Raw genomic sequence first — 15631 nt, forward strand, 5'->3', positions numbered from 1 at the left:
GTGCCGTCGCCGGTCACCCGGACCATCCGGTCGACGCCCAGCAGCTGGACGAACGCCCACACGTCGTACACCCCGCGCCCCAGGGGCCCGCCGCCGGCCAGCCGCTCCGGGTCGACGCGCAGCCGCCCGGACGCGACCGGCCGGGACCGCCCGTCGCCGGCCGGTTCGAGCCGGACCTCCAGGTCACCCTCCGGGTACCACCAGTCCTCCCGGTCCCGGTCCTTGACCACGATCTCCGCGTACGCCAGCCGGAACGGATCGCGCACCTCGTACCCGGCCCCGGCGCCCGGCACGCCGTCCAGCAGCTCCGGGTCCAGCCACCACCCGCCGTCCCGCTCGACCAGGACCAGCGGCTCGCCGTCCCCGCGCAGCAGGTCCAGCGTGATGTCGGCGGTCAGGCAGCCGTCCTCCCACCGCAGCGGGCCCACCTCGCCGCGCGCCTTCACCGCGCCGATGTGCTCGGCGAACGCCCGCGCCCCGTCGAAGTCACCGCTCTCCAGCAGTTCGGCGCGGACCCGCGACACCGCGGGCAGTCCCTCCCGCACGGCCGGCGGGAACTCCTCCAGCGCCACCTCGCGGGCCGCCTCGAAGCGCGGCAGCTGCTCGGCCCGGTCCTCGCGCAGGATCTCCGGCTCCCGGGCCCTGGAGAGGACCTCCACGTGGTACAGGCGGTGCAGCAGCCGGTTCTGCAGCGCGTCGATGTCGTCGGAGGGGGTGGTGCCGTCCTTGATCTGCCGGACGATCGTGCGGCAGTTGGGCCAGAACCCGTGCCGCGGGTTGAACCGGTGCCGGGTGTTGTTGCCGCCGTCGCCCCGCTTCATCCAGTAGTAGCAGGGGTAGTCGGCGAGGACCGAGATGCGTTCCGCCTTCAGATAGGCGGCGGTGACGAAGGCCAGGTCCTCCAGGATCCAGGGACCTTCCGGGAACCGCAGCCCGTGCTCCTCGACGAAGGCCCGCCGGAACATCTTGTGCGGCGACAGGCTCTGCATCAGCTCGTCGTTCTCGATCGTGCAGGCGTCCACCGTGTGCCGGAACAGCCGCCGGGGGCGGACCATCGTGCTGGACATCTTGCCGATCACCACGTCGGCGTCGTTGCGCTTCGCGTGCGCGTACAGCCGCTCCAGGGCCTCGGCCCCGAGCTTGTCGTCGTGGTCGACGAACTGCACGTACTCGCCCCTGGCGTGCTCCATGCCCAGGTTGCGCGGTGCGCCCGGCCAGCCCGAGTTGGGCATGGTGTGCACCTGGACGTTCGGATGCCCGGCCGCGAGCTTCTCCAGCCGGGCCGGCGTGTCGTCCGTCGACCCGTCGTCGACGTAGATCACCTCGTACTCGTCGGCCGGCAGGCTCTGTCCGAGCAGTGACGGCGCGCACTCGTCGACGTACTGACCGGTGTTGTAGACGGGGACGATGACACTGACCTTGAGTCCTGGCATCCTCCGGACACTACCCGCACCGCGTCCGGGCCCGGACACGGTGGTTCCCGGGCCCGTCGGCGCGCGTCGCGCGGGCGGCTACCGCGCCACGAACTGGGTGAGGATCGCCTGGACCTCGTAGATGTCGACGCCCTTGGTGAAGGTCTTCTCGATGGGGGCCGGGGTGCCGGAGATCCAGATCTTCAGTTCGGCGTCGAGGTCGAAGGTGCCGGCCGTCTCCACCGCGAAGTGGGTGATGCTGCGGTACGGGACGGAGTGGTACTCCACCTTCTTGCCGGTGATGCCCTGCTTGTCGACCATGATCAGGCGGCGGTCGGTGAACAGGATGGTGTCGCGGATCAGCAGGAACGCGGCGTGCACCTGCTCGCCGTGGCCCAGCAGCCGGGCGTAGTCCTGCTGTGCCTGGGCCGGGTCGACGGTGTGCGCGTTGCCGAAGAGCGCCATGGAACGGGTCCCCCCATGTGAACGGTGACGGCCGGACCTCGGCCGTCTTCACACGATCTTCGCAAGACGCGGGGCCCGGGAGAAGGTCTCGTCCCCTCCCGGGCCCCTGCTGTAGCGAGCGTGTTACGCGGTCGGCTTCTCCTCGAGACGCGGGAAGAGGACCGCGCCCTCGGTGACCGTCGAGCCGGCGGAGCCGCACTCGGACGACATCGTGCGGAGGGGAAGACGAGGAAGGGGAAGACGGGGGAAGGAGAAGACGGGGAAGGGAAAATCTCCGCACGCGGCAACCCTTCGCCGGGCGGCGGCCACTGACAGGACGTAACCCCGCTCCTCCCCCGTAAGGAAGCCTCGTGGCTGCTCGTTCCCACCGCCGGTCCCTCCGTTCCCGTCGTGCCGCCGTCGTCTGCGCGGCCGTCGTGGCCGCCGGCGCCGGCGCCGGCGTCTTCGTGATGAACGCCAATGCCGGGACCGTCGACCTGTACCACCAGACGCTCGCCGCGAAGGACGGCTGGGCCTCCTCCGGTACGGGCACCACCGGCGGCACGAAGGCCGACGCCGCCCACACCTTCACCGTCTCCACCCGCGCGCAGCTCGTGAAGGCACTGGGCTCGGTGTCCGACACCACGCCCCGCGTCATCAAGGTCAGCGGCATGATCGACGCCAACACCGACGACAGCGGCAAGAAGCTGACCTGCGCCGACTACGCCGCCGGTACCGGCTACTCGCTGTCCGCCTACCTCAAGGCCTACGACCCGGCCACCTACGGCCGCTCCAAGCTGCCCTCCGGCACCCAGGAGAAGGCGCGCGCCGCCGCTCAGGCCAGGCAGGGCAAGAACATCGTCCTCAAGGTCCCCGCCAACACGACGATCGTGGGGGTGCCCGGCACGAACGCGGGCCTCACCGGGGCCATGCTCCAGATCCAGAACGTGGACAACGTCATCGTCCGCAACCTGACCTTCGCCGCCACCGAGGACTGCTTCCCGCAGTGGGACCCGACCGACGGCGACAAGGGCAACTGGAACTCCAACTACGACTCGGTGTCCCTGCGCGGCGCGACCCACGTGTGGGCGGACCACAACACGTTCACCGACGCGCCGCACTTCGACAGCGCCAACCCGGAGTACTTCGGCCGCGAGTACCAGATCCACGACGGAGCCCTCGACATCACCAAGGGCTCTGACCTGGTGACCGTCTCGTACAACCAGTTCACCAACCACGACAAGACGATGCTGATCGGCGGCAGCGACACCGACAGCGTCGGCAAGCTGCGCGTCTCCCTCCACCACAACGTGTGGAAGGGCATCATGCAGCGCGCCCCGCTGGCCCGCATCGGCCAGATCCACATCTACAACAACTACTACGACGTCACGCCCCTCAACGGGTACGCGCCGCAGTACAGCATCAACTCCCGCGCCAAGGCACAGGTCGTCGCGGAGAACAACTACTGGAAGCTGCCGTCCGGCGCGAAGGCCGCCAAGCTCCTCAGCGGTGACGGCACCGGCTCGGTCAAGGGCTCCGGCAACCTCGTCAACGGCACGGTGACCGACCTCGTCGCCGCCTACAACGCCGCCTCGTCCAAGGACCTGAGGACCACGGTCAACTGGACCCCGACCCTCACGGCCGGCCTGGAGGCCTCGGCGGGCAACCTGCCGACGTCGCTGGCGACGACGGCGGGGGCGGGCGTGCTCAAGTAGCACCCGAGCCGCGCGAGGGCCGGGAGACCACGAGCCCCCGGCCCTCGCGCACCCACACCGCGCGGTCCGCCGCGCCACGGACCGTGCGGGGGCAGTCCAAGGAGGCGCATTCCCGGCAGACAGCTGGGGGGAGGCCCCTTGGGCAGCCGTGACTACTCGTCCTCGAAGATCTTCGCGGCCGTCGGGGCCGTGACGGCACGCCGGTGCCAGTGGCGCAGGATCTCGGGATCGTCGCAGTCGGTGACGCGTTCCCGGACCGCTTCAGGGATGTCGATGCCGCGCACCTCCAGGATGTCCAGGACGTCCTCGGCGGCGCGTCGTGCCGCGCCCTCGGGCTGACCTCGCGCGCGGCCCATTCCGCCGTGGCGCGGTCCTGGCAGACGACCAGCAGCAGTGGCTGGAGCCGGTACTTGTTGAGCACGTAGGAGGCGTAGTACGCCCAGCCGGCGGGTTTGTCGGGGTTCTTCCCGCTCTGGGCCTCGACCGCGAGGAGCAGCGGCTCACCGTCCTCCGGGTCCAGCCGTAGGAGGGTGTCCACACGGCGTTCGACGGGGCTGGTCCCGGTGAGGTCGTTGGGCAGGACGGTGACCGAGGCGGGTGTGGGGAAAGGGACGGAGGGACGGGTTACTCGTCAGGCGGCCGTGGGTGTGGGCGGCGGTTGCCGGAGGGCGAGGCAGCCCGGGCAGTGGTGGGGGTCGGGGCCGCGGCTGGGGAGGGACTGGATGTGGCAGGCCAGTCCGATCGCCAGCAGGGAGAGGTCCGGGTGCTGGGTGAGGTGGTTGCCGATCACCGTGAAGCGGGCGGTGTGGCGGGTGTTGTCGTGGGTGACTCCGCCCGGGTGCCGCTTCGTGCGGGCGGGCCGGGAGGGGTGGTTTTTGTCGCCGTTACGGGACTGGGCGTGCGGGCGCACGCTAGTGTTTTGGGTGTCCATCGGGAAGGGCTTTCTTCCTTGGTGGTCAGGCCCTCGCGATGGGACGTCACTCCCGGCGGGGGCCGTTTGCGTGTCTGGGGCTGTGTGCCGTGTTGCGCCGAGCGTAGGGCAGACAACCTGTGGCATATCCACTCCAGTTGGTGATGTTCACCCGCGCGAGTGAGCGTGCGCCGTGGGCGGGAGGGGTGGGGCTTGGCGGGGTTTCTTTCTCTCCCGTGGTCCTTGGGGAAGACGTCCGACGGCACCGGAACACACGCGATCGGGTTCCGGTGCCGGTGTCGTTTCCGCAGGTCAGAACGTCGGTAGATCGAGTTCCGCCCATACGGTCTTGCAGGGGACCGGTCCGAGGTCCACGCCCCAGCGGTCGGCGAGGGCCTCGACGAGGAGCAGGCCGCGTCCGGACTCGGCGTCGGGGGCGGGTGCGCGGCGGCTCGGGAGGTCGTCACCGCGGGTGTCCGTGACCTCGATGCGGAGGGTCGCGCCGTCGGTCAGGAGGGCGAGGCGGAAGTCGCGTCCGGTGAGCCGACCGTGGGTGGCCGCGTTGGCGGCGAGTTCGGCGACGAGGTGTTCGGCGGCCTCGGTGGTGGGGTGGGGCAGGTTCCGGCCGCGCATCCAGTCCGTGGCGAGCAGCCGGGCGAGACGGGCGCCGCGGGGTGTGGGTGACAGGAGCACGCTGAAGTGGTCCGCGGATGACAGGAGTTGGGTGGACTTTTCGCTGTTCACGGGACCGAGGGTGGCCGGACGCGCTTACCGTGAACAGTGACAGGCCCGATACGTAGGGTGACTGTCGGTGCTTGTCGGCCGCTGTCCGGACCGTCGGAAAAACCGGCCTACGAGTAAGGGCGTTGCCCAGCACGGCGGTACGACAGAGGGGTGCGGTATGTCGGTGGACGGCGATGCGGTACGGCTCCGGACCGAGACCGAGGAGGACGAGCCGGGGTGGGAGGTGGACCCGGAGGACGAGTGGGGGGTGGCCGTTCTCACCACGGTGGGGCGTCAGTTGAGGCTGCGGCGGGAGGCGATGGGCATGCGGGTCGTCGACTTCGCGGCGGCGGTCAAGTACGGGGACGACCTGGTCTACAAGGTCGAGGGTGGGAAGCGGATTCCCCAGCAGGAGTACCTGTGCAGGGCCGACGAGGTGTTGGGGGCGGGCGGGCTCATCGCGGCGGCCTGGGAGGACGTGCGGAAGGTCCGGTATCCGAAGAGCGTTCGGGCTCTGGGGAAGCTGGAGGCGCAGGCGGTTGAGGCTGCGCTGTACAGCAACCACAACATCCACGGTTTGTTGCAGACCGAGGAGCACATGCGGGCGCTCTTCGAGGCATGGCTTCCTGCCTACTCGGATGAGGAAACGGAGCGCATGGTGGCCGCGCGGATGGCCCGCCGTTCGATCTTCGAGCGGTCACCGGCGCCGACGCTGAGTTTTGTCCAGGAAGAGGTGACGCTGCGGCGCCCGGTCGGGGGCAGAATGGTTTGGCGGCGGCAACTCGAACGCCTGCTGGAGCTCGGGCAGCTGCGGAACGTCTCGATTCAGGTGATGCCGACCGACTGCGAGGATCACTTCGGCACGGGCGGACTGATCGAGGTGCTCAAGTTTCCGGACGGCACGGCGGTGGGGCGCACCGAGGGGGCGTTCAGCGGTCGCCCGGTGTCCGAGCCGAAACAGCTCAGGATCCTTGAACTGCGCTATGGCATGATCCGGGCGCAGGCTCTCACGCCCCGAGAGTCGCGGGCCCTCATCGAGCAGATGCTTGGAGAGACATGATCAGCACCTCCACTGGCCACGACGCTTCCGCGCTGGTCTGGTTCAAGAGCAGCTACAGCAGCAGCGGCGACGGCAACGACTGCATCGAGATCGCTGCGGCCCCTGATGTGGTGCACGTCCGCGATTCCAAGAACATAGGTGGTCCTCGGCTCGTGCTTACGCGCCACGCGTGGGCCGACTTCGTCGCACACGCGTCGGGAAGCTGACCCTTCGACTGTGCAGAGGCCCGGAAACAGGCTGTCTCCGGGCCTCTGGACGTACGTGACGCGTTTTACGCGGTCGGCTTCTCCTCGAGACGCGGGAAGAGGACCGCGCCCTTGGTGACCGTGGAGCCGGCGGGGAGCAGACCCCAGGTGCCGGCCTCCTGGACCTTCTGGTCCGCCAGGGCGCCGAGGCCGGCCTCCGCGCCGAGGGAGTCCCAGAGCTTCTGGGACGTCTCCGGCATGACCGGGTTGAGGAGGACCGCCACCGCGCGCAGGGACTCCGCGGCCGTGTAGAGGATCGTCGCCAGGCGCGCCCTGCCCTCGCCGGAGGTGTCCTTGGCGACCTTCCAGGGCTCCTGCTCCGTGATGTAGCCGTTGACCTGCTTCACGAAGTCGAACACCGCCAGGATGCCGCCCTGGAAGTCCAGCTCCTCGCCGATCTTCCGGTCCGCCTCCGCGACCGCCTTCGCCAGGCCGTCGTGGACCGCCCGCTCGGCCTCGCCGTCGGCCGTCGACGCCGGCAGCTCGCCGCCGAAGTACTTGCCGACCATCGCGGCCACGCGGGACGCCAGGTTGCCGTAGTCGTTCGCCAGCTCGCTGGTGTAGCGGGCGGAGAAGTCCTCCCAGGAGAAGCTGCCGTCCTGGCCGAAGGCGATCGCCCGCAGGAAGTACCAGCGGTACGCGTCCACGCCGAAGTGCGAGGTCAGGTCCTGCGGCTTGATGCCGGTCAGGTTGGACTTGCTCATCTTCTCGCCGCCGACCATCAGCCAGCCGTTCGCGGCGACCTTCCCGGGCAGCGGGAGGCCCTGCGCCATCAGCATGGCCGGCCAGATGATCGCGTGGAAGCGGAGGATGTCCTTGCCGACCAGGTGCACGTCGGCGGGGAAGGTGGCCCCGAACTTCTCCGGGTTCTCGTTGTAGCCGACCGCCGTGGCGTAGTTCAGCAGCGCGTCGACCCACACGTAGATGACGTGCTTCTCGTCCCAGGGGATCGGAATGCCCCAGTCGAACGTCGAGCGGGAGATGGACAGGTCCTGCAGGCCCTGGCGGACGAAGTTCACGACCTCGTTGCGCGCGGACTCGGGCTGGATGAAGCCCGGGTTGGCCTCGTAGTGGGCGAGGAGCTTCTCGCCGTACTCGCTGAGCTTGAAGAAGTAGTTCTCCTCGCTGAGGATCTCCACCGGCTTCTTGTGGATCGGGCACAGCTTCTGGCCCGCGTACTCGCCGTCGCCGTCGAGCAGCTCGCCGGGGAGCTTGTACTCCTCGCAGCCCACGCAGTACGGGCCCTCGTAGCCGCCCTTGTAGATCTCGCCCTTGTCGTACAGGTCCTGCACGAACTCCTGGACGCGGTCGGTGTGCCGCTTCTGCGTGGTGCGGATGAAGTCGTCGTTCGCGATGTCGAGGTGCTCCCAGAGGGGCTTCCAGGACTCCGTGACGAGCTTGTCGGCCCAGGCCTGCGGGGTGACCCCGTTCGCCTCGGCCGTGCGCATGATCTTCTGACCGTGCTCGTCCGTGCCGGTGAGGTACCACACCTTCTCGCCGCGCTGGCGGTGCCAGCGGGTGAGCACGTCGCCTGCGACGGTCGTGTAGGCGTGGCCCAGGTGAGGAGCGTCGTTGACGTAGTAGATGGGGGTCGAGACGTAGTACGCCTTCGCCCCCTGCTTCTCGGATCCAGTGGCCGCCATGGTCGAAATCCTACTGGCCCCGGAGAGGTCGGCTCACACGCGTTTCGGGGGGCGGACGGGATGTCCGTCCGCCCCCCGGGTGAGGGTGAGGGGGTGCCGTTACGGGCGCCAGGCCGCCAGGACGCCCTCGTAGAGCTCCTTGTCGGTGAGCTCGCGGGGGGTGGGACCCGCGTGGAAGAAGGAGGTGTTCTCCGTCTTCAGCTTGCGGAGGTAGTCGAAGGCCTTGTTGTCGTGCTCCCCGAAGGCGACGAAGGAGAAGAAGACGGCGGGGTGGTTCTTCGCCGCGTCGGTGAGGGCCTGGGTGGCGGGGGTCTTGGCGTCCGGCGCGCCGTCCGTCTGGAAGACCACCAGGGCGGGGGTGCCGGCCGGCTCCTCGGCGTGCTTCGCGAGGACGGCCTCGACGGCCGCGTGGTAGCTGGTACGGCCCATGCGACCGAGGCCGGCGTGCAGCTCGTCGATCTTGTTCTCGTGGTCGGTGAGGGTCAGCTCGCCGGTGCCGTCCAGTTCGGTGGAGAAGAACGTGACGTGGAGGGTGGCCTCGGTGTCGACGTGGGCGGCGAGGGCGAGGGTCTGCTCGGCCAGGGCCTGGGCGGAGCCGTCCTTGTAGTACGGGCGCATGCTCGCGGAGCGGTCGAGGACGAGGTAGACCTTGGCGCGGGTGCCGGTGAGGTCGTGCTTCTTGAGGGTGGCGCCGGCTGCTTTGTAGGCGGTGGTGAGGGTGGTGTCGCGGAGCTTCGCGGGGGGTGTGGCGGGGGTCGGCTTCGCGGCCTCGGCTTCGCCTTCGGCCTCGGTTGTGGCCTCCGGCCCCGTTTTGAGCTCGGGCCCGGGCTCCGGCTCCGTCTTGAGCTCGGCCTCGGCGGCGGGCTCGGGCTTCGCCTCGGGCTCGGATGCCGGTTCGGCCTCTGGTTCGGGTGTGACCTCGGCCTCGGCTTCGCCTTCGGCCGGGGATTCGTTCCCACCCGCACCGCCCGTGCGGCTTTCGTCGTCGGGTGCGGGTGGCCCCTGCGGGGCGTCCTCGCCGTCGGCGGCCGCGGGCTCGGTGACAGCCTCGGGCTCCGCCTCTGCCTCCGCCTTGGGCTCCGGCTCCGTCTTGAGTTCGGCCTCGACGGCGGCTTCGGGCTTCGCCTCGGGCTCGGGCTCGGGTGCCGGTTCGGCCTCGGCTTCGCCTTCGGCCGGGGATTCGTTCCCACCCGCACCGCCCGTGCGGCTTTCGTCGTCGGGTGCGGGTGGCCCCTGTGGGGCGTCCTCGCCGTCGGCGGCCGCGGGCTCGGTGACAGCCTCGGGCTCCGCCTTGGCCTCGGGCTTCTCTTCGGCCTCGGGCTTCGCCTCTACCTCCGCCTTGGGCTCGGGCTCCGCCGTGGCTGCCGGTTCCTGCTTGGCTTCCGGCTGGGGCTCGGGCTTCGGCTCCGGGGTGGGTTCGGGCTCCGGGGCGGTTTCCTGAGCGGGGGGTGTGGGGTCGTCCGAGCGGGTGGGCTTGGGGACCGTGATGTTGTCGAAGGCCGCGGAGACCAGGTCGTGTTCCTCACGGGGTTCCGGGACGGAGTTTTCACGGGGTTCCGGGACGGAGGCCGTGCGGGGTTCGGGGGACGGGGACGGGATCTTCGGGGCCGCGGCGGGCTCCGGGGCCGGCTCCGTCGGGGCGGGCGATGCCGGGGACGTGCTCGCCGTCTCGGCGGCGTCCGCCGCACCCCCCGCTTCGGCGGACCTCGCTTTGCGTGACCGGCCGAACGCGTTCCGCAGGAGAGTGAGAATGCCCATGTGCGCAACCCTTCGCGTGAGTTGATGCCCGTCAATCCCTGGCCAGGACGGACACGTAAGGTTAACGGCCCGCAAGGGCGATCTTGGGCAGGGTTGGGTTTGCGGAATCGTATATGTCAAGGGCGCGATTCGGCCCGGTGCGACTCCTCAGATGCTGCCGCAGGTTCACGCACCGTTCACCCGGACGCCCGGCTACCGCACATATGTACTCCTACGGTCACGCTGACACCACGGGCACCCAAGGAGAGAACGTGCGAAAGCTGCTGCCGCTGATCGGAACGCCGTCCGGTTCCCACCCCGGCGGCCGGTCCGCCATGACCTGCCGTTTCCGGTGTGGTGACGCCTGCTTCCACGAGGTGCCCAACACCAGCTCCAACGAGTACGTCGGTGACGTCATCGCCGGCGCCCTCAGCCGCCGCTCCATGATGCGGGCCGCCGCCGTCGTGACGGTGGCCGCCGCCGGTGCCGGGGCGGTCGGCGTCGCCGCCGCCCCCGAGGCACAGGCGGCACCCGCCGCCAAGGGCGGTCACGGCAGCCACAAACCCAAGGGTGCCCGCGGTCTGCGGTTCACCCCCGTCGCGCCGAACACGAACGACGCCGTGACCGTGCCGGAGGGTTACCGGCAGAACGTCGTCATCCGCTGGGGCGAGCCCATCCTGCGCGGCGCGCCCGCCTTCGACCCGGAGCGGCAGAGCGCCAAGGCGCAGGCCGGGCAGTTCGGGTACAACTGCGACTTCCTCGCCCTGCTGCCGCTGCGCGGCGAGCGCGACCGGCAGATCCTCGTCGCCAACCACGAGTACACCGACGAAGTCCTGATGTTCCGGGACTACGACGCCGACAACCCCACCCGCGAGCAGGTGGAGATCGCCTGGGCCGCGCACGGGCTGGCCGTCGTCGCGGTGGAGGAGGAGCGGCGGAGCGGGAAGCTGACGCCCGTCACGAGGCACCACCTCAACCGGCGCCTCACCGCCACCTCCGAGTTCCGGCTCACCGGCCCCGTCGCCGGGTCCGACCTGGTGAAGACCTCCGCCGACCCGAGCGGCACCAAGGTGCTCGGCACCCTCAACAACTGCGCCGGTGGCACCACCCCCTGGGGCACGACCCTGCACGGCGAGGAGAACTTCAACCAGTACTTCGCGAACAGCAGCCGCGCGACGGACAAGCGGTACGGGATCGGCACCGGCTCCACCGAGCGCAAGTGGGAGCGTTTCGACAAGAGGTTCGACGTCTCCCAGGAGCCCAACGAGGTCCACCGGTTCGGCTACGTCGTCGAGCTGGACCCGTACGACCCCGACTCCACCCCGCGCAAGCGCACCGCGCTCGGCCGGTTCAAGCACGAGGGTGCGACCGTGCGGCTGACGCACGACGGGCGTCCGGTCGTCTACTCGGGCGACGACGAGCGGTTCGACTACTTCTACAAGTTCGTCGGCAGCAAGCGGATGCGGCACGGCAACAGCCGCTGGGCGCGCGAGCACAACCTGACGCTGCTCGACGAGGGCACGCTGTACGTCGCCAAGCTCACCGGCGACTCCCCGGCCATCGAGATCGACGGCACCGGCAAGCTCCCGAAGGACGGCGAGTTCGACGGCAGCGGTCAGTGGATCCCGCTGGCCACCGCCACCGCCGACGGCGCCGTCTCGCACGTCGAGGGCATGACCGCCGAGGAGGTCTTCGTCTTCACGCGCCTCGCCGGTGACAAGGTCGGCGCCACCAAGATGGACCGGCCCGAGGACATCGAGCCCAACCCGGTCACCGGCAAGGTCTACATGGCCCTCACCAACAACTCCAACCGCGGCAAGGCCGGTTACGCCGCCGCCGACGAGGCCAACCCGCGCAACTCCAACAAGCACGGCCACGTGCTCGAACTGACCGAGCGCTGGAACCGGCCGGAGAGCACCCGTTTCGCCTGGTCCCTGTTCCTGGTCGCGGGCGACCCGGAGGACCCGGCGACGTACTTCGCCGGGTTCCCGAAGGACTCCGTCAGCCCGATCTCCTGCCCGGACAACGTCGCCTTCGACGACCACGGCAACCTGTGGATCTCCACCGACGGCAGCGCCCTCGGCTCCCACGACGGCCTCTTCGGCGTCGCCACGCGCGGCGACCGGCGCGGTGAGCTGAAGCAGTTCCTCACCGTGCCCAACGGTGCGGAGACCTGCGGCCCGGTCATCCAGGACCGGCGGGTGCTGGTCGCCGTGCAGCACCCGGGCGAGGTGGACGGGGCGACCGTGGACCGGCCGGCCAGCTCCTGGCCCGACGGGCCCGGCACGTACGTCCGCCCGGCCGTCGTCGCGGTGTGGCGCGCGGACGGCAGCGACATCGGCGTCTGAGGCCCTGGAGGGGGAGGGAGAGGGCACGGGCCTGGGAATGGCCGGATCAGGGGCCCGGGACCAGGTCCTGATCCAGCCACTCCCGGTACGCCGGTGCCTGCCGTGCCACCTCCCGGTACGCCTCGGCCAGATCGGGATAGACGCCCTCCAGCTCCGACTCCGTACGCGCCGCCAGCAGCAGCCGTACGCCGAGCGGGTCGCCGTGCAGCCGGCGGACCGCCGTCTCGGGGCGGGAGGGCGAGGTCGGCTGGCACACGGTGACGACCTCGCCGATGGCGACCAGGGACGCGGCCGTGTGGTAGTCGCCGTGCAGCACGCGCGGGCTGATCCCGGCGGCGTGCAGGACCCGGCGTACGGCGTCCCACTCGCCGTCGACCGCCGGGTCGATCATCCAGCGGTCACCGGCCAGGTCGGACAGGTGGACCACCGGGTGCGCGGCGGCCGGATGGTCGGCCGGGAGCGACACGCACTGCGGTTCGCGCTCGACGAGGACCCGGGTGCGCAGGCCTTCGGGGACGCGCAGCGGAAAGCCCTCGACCTCGTGCACGAACGCCACGTCGAGCTGCCCGTCGGCGACCATGCGCAGCAGGGCGTTGGCGGAGACGTCCATGTGCAGGGTGGGCTCCTGCCAGTGCAGGCGCAGCCGTCGCAGCCAGCCGGCCAGGGCCCGGCTGGCGGTGGAGCCGATGCGCAGTTGCCGGCCGCCGACGGCGGCGGCACGGGCCTCGGTGACGAGGGAACGCAGTTCGGTGACGAGTGGGCGGGCGCGGCTGAGCACCAGCCGGCCCAGCGGGGTGGGACGGCAGCCGGTGCGCGCGCGCACGAACAGGGCACCGCCCAGCTCCTGTTCGATGCGCCGCAACTGCGTGCTCAGCGAGGGCTGGGCCACGCCGAGTTGGCGTGCGGCTCGGTGCAGACTGCCGGTGTCGGCGATCGCGCACAGCGCCCTGAGGTGCCTGACCTCAAGCTCCATGCCCTGGGAGGGTAAGGCGGAAGTTCAGGTTTCACCAGATACCCAAACCCCGTCCGTTCAGGCGGAGTCGGGCGTGCGCGGCGGGGTGACCGGAGTCGGCCGATAGGGCCGTCCTATCACCGGTTGCCATCATCACAGCCGCCGCACAGACGCACACACTCCTCGGTGACATGTGACTCGGCCCCCACCTCAAGGAGTCATCGATGCGTATGCGCATGCCCATGTCCGTGCTCACCGCCGCCGGCCTGAGCCTCACGGCTCTCGGCCTCGGCACGGCCCCGGCGACGGCGGCCCCCGCGCCCGTCGACGCCGCCTCGTCCGCCGCCTACGCCGCCTACGACGGGTCGGCGGAGGAAGCGGCCGCCAACCGGGCCTTCTTCGAGGCCGTGCTGAAGTCGGCGGCCGAGAAGCGGGCCGCGAACCCGTCGAGCGCGGCGGCCGTCACCGTCGTCTACAACGCCTCCCGGGCGCCTTCGTTCGCCACGCAGATAGCCCGCAGCACGCAGATCTGGAACAGCTCGGTGTCCAACGTGAGACTCCAGGCCGGCACGTCGGGCGCCGACTTCTCGTACTACGAGGGCAACGACTCGCGCGGATCGTACGCGTCCACCGACGGGCACGGGCGGGGATACATCTTCCTCGACTACCGGCAGAACCAGATGTACAACTCGACGCGGGTGACCGCGCACGAGACGGGGCACGTGCTGGGTCTTCCGGACCACTACTCGGGGCCGTGCAGCGAGCTGATGTCCGGGGGCGGGCCCGGGACGTCGTGCACCAACGCGTACCCCAACTCCGCGGAGCGGTCGCGGGTGAACCAGTTGTGGGCGAACGGGTTCGCCGCGGCGCTGGACAAGGCGGAGAAGGCGTTGCAGAAGTCCTCGCGGTAGCCGGTAGCCGGTAGCCGGCAGCCGCACGTGGTGTGGGGGCGGCCGGGGGGGTGTTGCGCAGCCCGGCGATCACGGGGTGCCTCCCCCACTCTCGGCTGCGCTCGGGCGGGGGTACCCCCATCGCCCTGGGGGTACCTCCCAGGCCCTTGAGGCACTGGGGGAGGCACGACTGCCCGCAGTTGCGGGGGAGCTGCACACAGTTACCCCGCGTGCAGGGTCAGGTCCACTACCAGGGCTCGGTGGTCGGTGTCGGGGAGGGTGAGGAAGCGGGCCTTGCGGGCCGCGAACTCCTCGGACACCAGGACGTGGTCGATCTGGGTGCCGAACGCGGGGGTGGTCCGTGACGGCCAGGTCGGCGTACGGTCCGAGCCGGCGAGCCGGGCCGCGTCGCGCAGGCCGGTGTCGAGGATGCGGCGGAAGGCCGCGTGGTCCTGGGAGGCGTTGAAGTCCCCGGCGAGCACGGTCGGGGTCTCCCGGTCGGCGGCGGCCGCGTCCCGCAGCCGGCCGAGCTCCCGCTGCCACAGGCCCACCTGGCCGGGCAGCGGCGGCATGGGGTGCGCGAGCTGGAGCCGTACGGCGTGCCCGTCGACGTCGGCGACGGCGCCGGGCATGCCCATGGTGCCGGGGACCCCGTCGGTGGCGCGCAGCGGGAAACGGCTGAGGACGACCGAGCCCTCGGAGCCGCCGCCCTCCACCGCCCGCCGGTGCGGGTAGGCGTCGGTCAGCTCCCGCTTCAACGCCGCGTCGCAGGTGTACTCGCACTCCTGGACGAACACGACGTCCGGTTCCGCACGGCGTACGGCGTCGATCAGCGCACCGGTGGCCCGCCCGAACTCCACGTTCGAGGTCAGCACCCGCAGCTCGGCGACGGGCGGCCCGGCGGGATCACCGGTCTTCCCGTACGGCTCGATGAACCAGGCCAGCAGCCCCAGCAGGGCCACGCCCCACACCGCGCCGGTCCACCACCGGGCGAACAGGGTGAACAGCAGCCCGGCGGCCGTGGGCACGAGCAGCCAGGGCAGGAAGGCGAGGAGCTGGGGCACGGGGGTGACGCCGTCGGTGTCGGTGGTCCGGCAGCCGACGACCACGCTCACCCCGGCGAACAGCAGCCCCGCGCACCAGGCGCCGAACCGCCGCCGTCCCCCCGTCCGTCCCGCCCCGTCCCCGGTGACCGTCGGGTCGGCAGTCGCAGTGTCCAACGTTCCGGCCTTCCGCTCGCGGGTACGATGCCCGGATTCTCCCTCAAGGGCGAGGGGGCGTGACGGGTGGTCGCCGGAGACGGGGGTTCACGGCGGCCGCCGTGGCGACCGGCCAGCCAGGAGGCCAGGGCCACCGTCAGGCCCAGGACGAGGAGGAGCCAGGACGCCGTGCGCAGGGTGGCGGTGAGGGCGTCGTAGACCGCGCCCGCCGCCGGACGGTGGACGCGTTCGGGCAGGTCGGCCAGGGTGAGCCGGCGGCCGACGGCGATCGCGAGGGCGAGCAGGGCGCCGCCCAGGGCCGTGCCCAGGCCGGTCGCGGTGAGCGCGCGCCG

14 protein-coding genes and 1 pseudogene are annotated in these 15631 nt (G+C 70.8%); 5 read left to right on the forward strand and 10 right to left on the reverse strand.

The annotated features are described in order from the left end of the window. Positions 1–1433 (reverse strand): glycosyltransferase family A protein (locus B7767_RS12740; protein ID WP_107486044.1); only part of this gene is annotated, 1433 nt, incomplete at its 3' end. Positions 1434–1511: 78 nt separating this feature from the next. Next, positions 1512–1877 carry a PH domain-containing protein gene (locus B7767_RS12745; protein ID WP_085572288.1) on the reverse strand — a complete coding sequence of 122 codons (366 nt, stop codon included), beginning with the start codon at positions 1875–1877 and terminating at the stop codon, positions 1512–1514. Between the two features lie 350 nt (positions 1878–2227). Between B7767_RS12745 and B7767_RS12750 the strand changes: the two genes are divergently transcribed. Then, positions 2228–3571, forward strand: coding sequence for a polysaccharide lyase family 1 protein (locus B7767_RS12750; protein ID WP_085572289.1), 1344 nt, complete (start codon positions 2228–2230; stop codon positions 3569–3571). Between the two features lie 152 nt (positions 3572–3723). Here B7767_RS12750 and B7767_RS49280 read toward each other — a convergent pair whose 3' ends face one another. From B7767_RS49280 to B7767_RS12765, 3 genes are all read right to left on the reverse strand, one after another. Next, the gene (locus tag B7767_RS49280; RefSeq protein WP_373408206.1) at positions 3724–3927 is read right to left on the reverse strand and encodes a hypothetical protein; all 204 of its coding nucleotides are present in this window, start codon (positions 3925–3927) and stop codon (positions 3724–3726) included. 275 nt (positions 3928–4202) lie between these two features. Continuing rightward, complete coding sequence (locus B7767_RS12760) at positions 4203–4502, reverse strand: hypothetical protein (RefSeq protein ID WP_373408207.1); 300 nt, start codon at positions 4500–4502, stop codon at positions 4203–4205. A gap of 291 nt (positions 4503–4793) precedes the next feature. Further along, a complete protein-coding gene (locus B7767_RS12765; protein WP_085572290.1) occupies positions 4794–5225 on the reverse strand; it encodes an ATP-binding protein in 432 nt (143 codons plus the stop codon). 157 nt (positions 5226–5382) lie between these two features. On the opposite strand from B7767_RS12765, the gene B7767_RS12770 reads away from it, so the two are divergent. Both B7767_RS12770 and B7767_RS12775 read left to right on the forward strand, forming a co-directional pair. After that, a complete protein-coding gene (locus B7767_RS12770) occupies positions 5383–6264 on the forward strand; it encodes a helix-turn-helix transcriptional regulator (RefSeq protein WP_085572291.1) in 882 nt (293 codons plus the stop codon). Further along, positions 6261–6470: a DUF397 domain-containing protein gene (locus B7767_RS12775; RefSeq protein ID WP_085572292.1), complete on the forward strand. Its 210-nt coding sequence runs from the start codon at positions 6261–6263 to the stop codon at positions 6468–6470. The genes B7767_RS12770 and B7767_RS12775 overlap by 4 nt, the downstream gene beginning before the upstream one ends. Before the next feature lie 65 nt (positions 6471–6535). Here B7767_RS12775 and metG read toward each other — a convergent pair whose 3' ends face one another. Both metG and B7767_RS12785 read right to left on the reverse strand, forming a co-directional pair. Further along, complete coding sequence (metG, locus tag B7767_RS12780; RefSeq protein ID WP_085572293.1) at positions 6536–8152, reverse strand: methionine--tRNA ligase; 1617 nt, start codon at positions 8150–8152, stop codon at positions 6536–6538. A gap of 99 nt (positions 8153–8251) precedes the next feature. Then, positions 8252–9910, reverse strand: a complete 1659-nt coding sequence (locus B7767_RS12785) for a VWA domain-containing protein (protein WP_085572294.1) — start codon at positions 9908–9910, stop codon at positions 8252–8254. A gap of 251 nt (positions 9911–10161) precedes the next feature. Between B7767_RS12785 and B7767_RS12790 the strand changes: the two genes are divergently transcribed. Next, the gene (locus tag B7767_RS12790) at positions 10162–12237 is read left to right on the forward strand and encodes a PhoX family phosphatase (RefSeq protein WP_085572295.1); all 2076 of its coding nucleotides are present in this window, start codon (positions 10162–10164) and stop codon (positions 12235–12237) included. A 46-nt stretch (positions 12238–12283) separates the two neighbouring features. Here B7767_RS12790 and B7767_RS12795 read toward each other — a convergent pair whose 3' ends face one another. Beyond that, on the reverse strand, positions 12284–13210 hold the full coding sequence (locus B7767_RS12795; RefSeq protein ID WP_085572296.1) for a LysR family transcriptional regulator: 927 nt from the start codon (positions 13208–13210) through the stop codon (positions 12284–12286). A gap of 203 nt (positions 13211–13413) precedes the next feature. On the opposite strand from B7767_RS12795, the gene snpA reads away from it, so the two are divergent. Further along, a complete protein-coding gene (snpA, locus tag B7767_RS12800; protein WP_085572297.1) occupies positions 13414–14100 on the forward strand; it encodes a snapalysin in 687 nt (228 codons plus the stop codon). A gap of 200 nt (positions 14101–14300) precedes the next feature. Here the strand turns inward: snpA and B7767_RS12805 are convergent, their stop codons facing one another. Together B7767_RS12805 and B7767_RS47975 are read right to left on the reverse strand one after the other, a co-directional pair. Further along, complete coding sequence (locus tag B7767_RS12805; RefSeq protein ID WP_085572298.1) at positions 14301–15299, reverse strand: endonuclease/exonuclease/phosphatase family protein; 999 nt, start codon at positions 15297–15299, stop codon at positions 14301–14303. Next, a pseudogene (locus B7767_RS47975) lies at positions 15191–15631 on the reverse strand (hypothetical protein); the annotation flags it as partial. The gene B7767_RS12805 and the pseudogene B7767_RS47975, both read right to left, overlap by 109 nt.

This window comes from Streptomyces sp. 13-12-16 (genome assembly GCF_002114215.1).
Classification (GTDB): Bacteria; Actinomycetota; Actinomycetes; order Streptomycetales; family Streptomycetaceae; genus Streptomyces.

Excerpts from the sequence above, each read along its gene's own strand:
- B7767_RS12745 (WP_085572288.1), bottom strand. The coding sequence starts at position 1,877 with ATGGCGCTCTTCGGCAACGCGCACACCGTCGACCCGGCCCAGGCACAG.
- B7767_RS49280 (WP_373408206.1), bottom strand. The coding sequence starts at position 3,927 with ATGGGCCGCGCGCGAGGTCAGCCCGAGGGCGCGGCACGACGCGCCGCC.
- B7767_RS12760 (WP_373408207.1), bottom strand. The coding sequence starts at position 4,502 with ATGGACACCCAAAACACTAGCGTGCGCCCGCACGCCCAGTCCCGTAAC.
- B7767_RS12770 (WP_085572291.1), top strand. The coding sequence starts at position 5,383 with ATGTCGGTGGACGGCGATGCGGTACGGCTCCGGACCGAGACCGAGGAG.
- B7767_RS12775 (WP_085572292.1), top strand. The coding sequence starts at position 6,261 with ATGATCAGCACCTCCACTGGCCACGACGCTTCCGCGCTGGTCTGGTTC.
- metG (WP_085572293.1), bottom strand. The coding sequence starts at position 8,152 with ATGGCGGCCACTGGATCCGAGAAGCAGGGGGCGAAGGCGTACTACGTC.
- B7767_RS12785 (WP_085572294.1), bottom strand. The coding sequence starts at position 9,910 with ATGGGCATTCTCACTCTCCTGCGGAACGCGTTCGGCCGGTCACGCAAA.
- B7767_RS12795 (WP_085572296.1), bottom strand. The coding sequence starts at position 13,210 with ATGGAGCTTGAGGTCAGGCACCTCAGGGCGCTGTGCGCGATCGCCGAC.
- snpA (WP_085572297.1), top strand. The coding sequence starts at position 13,414 with ATGCGTATGCGCATGCCCATGTCCGTGCTCACCGCCGCCGGCCTGAGC.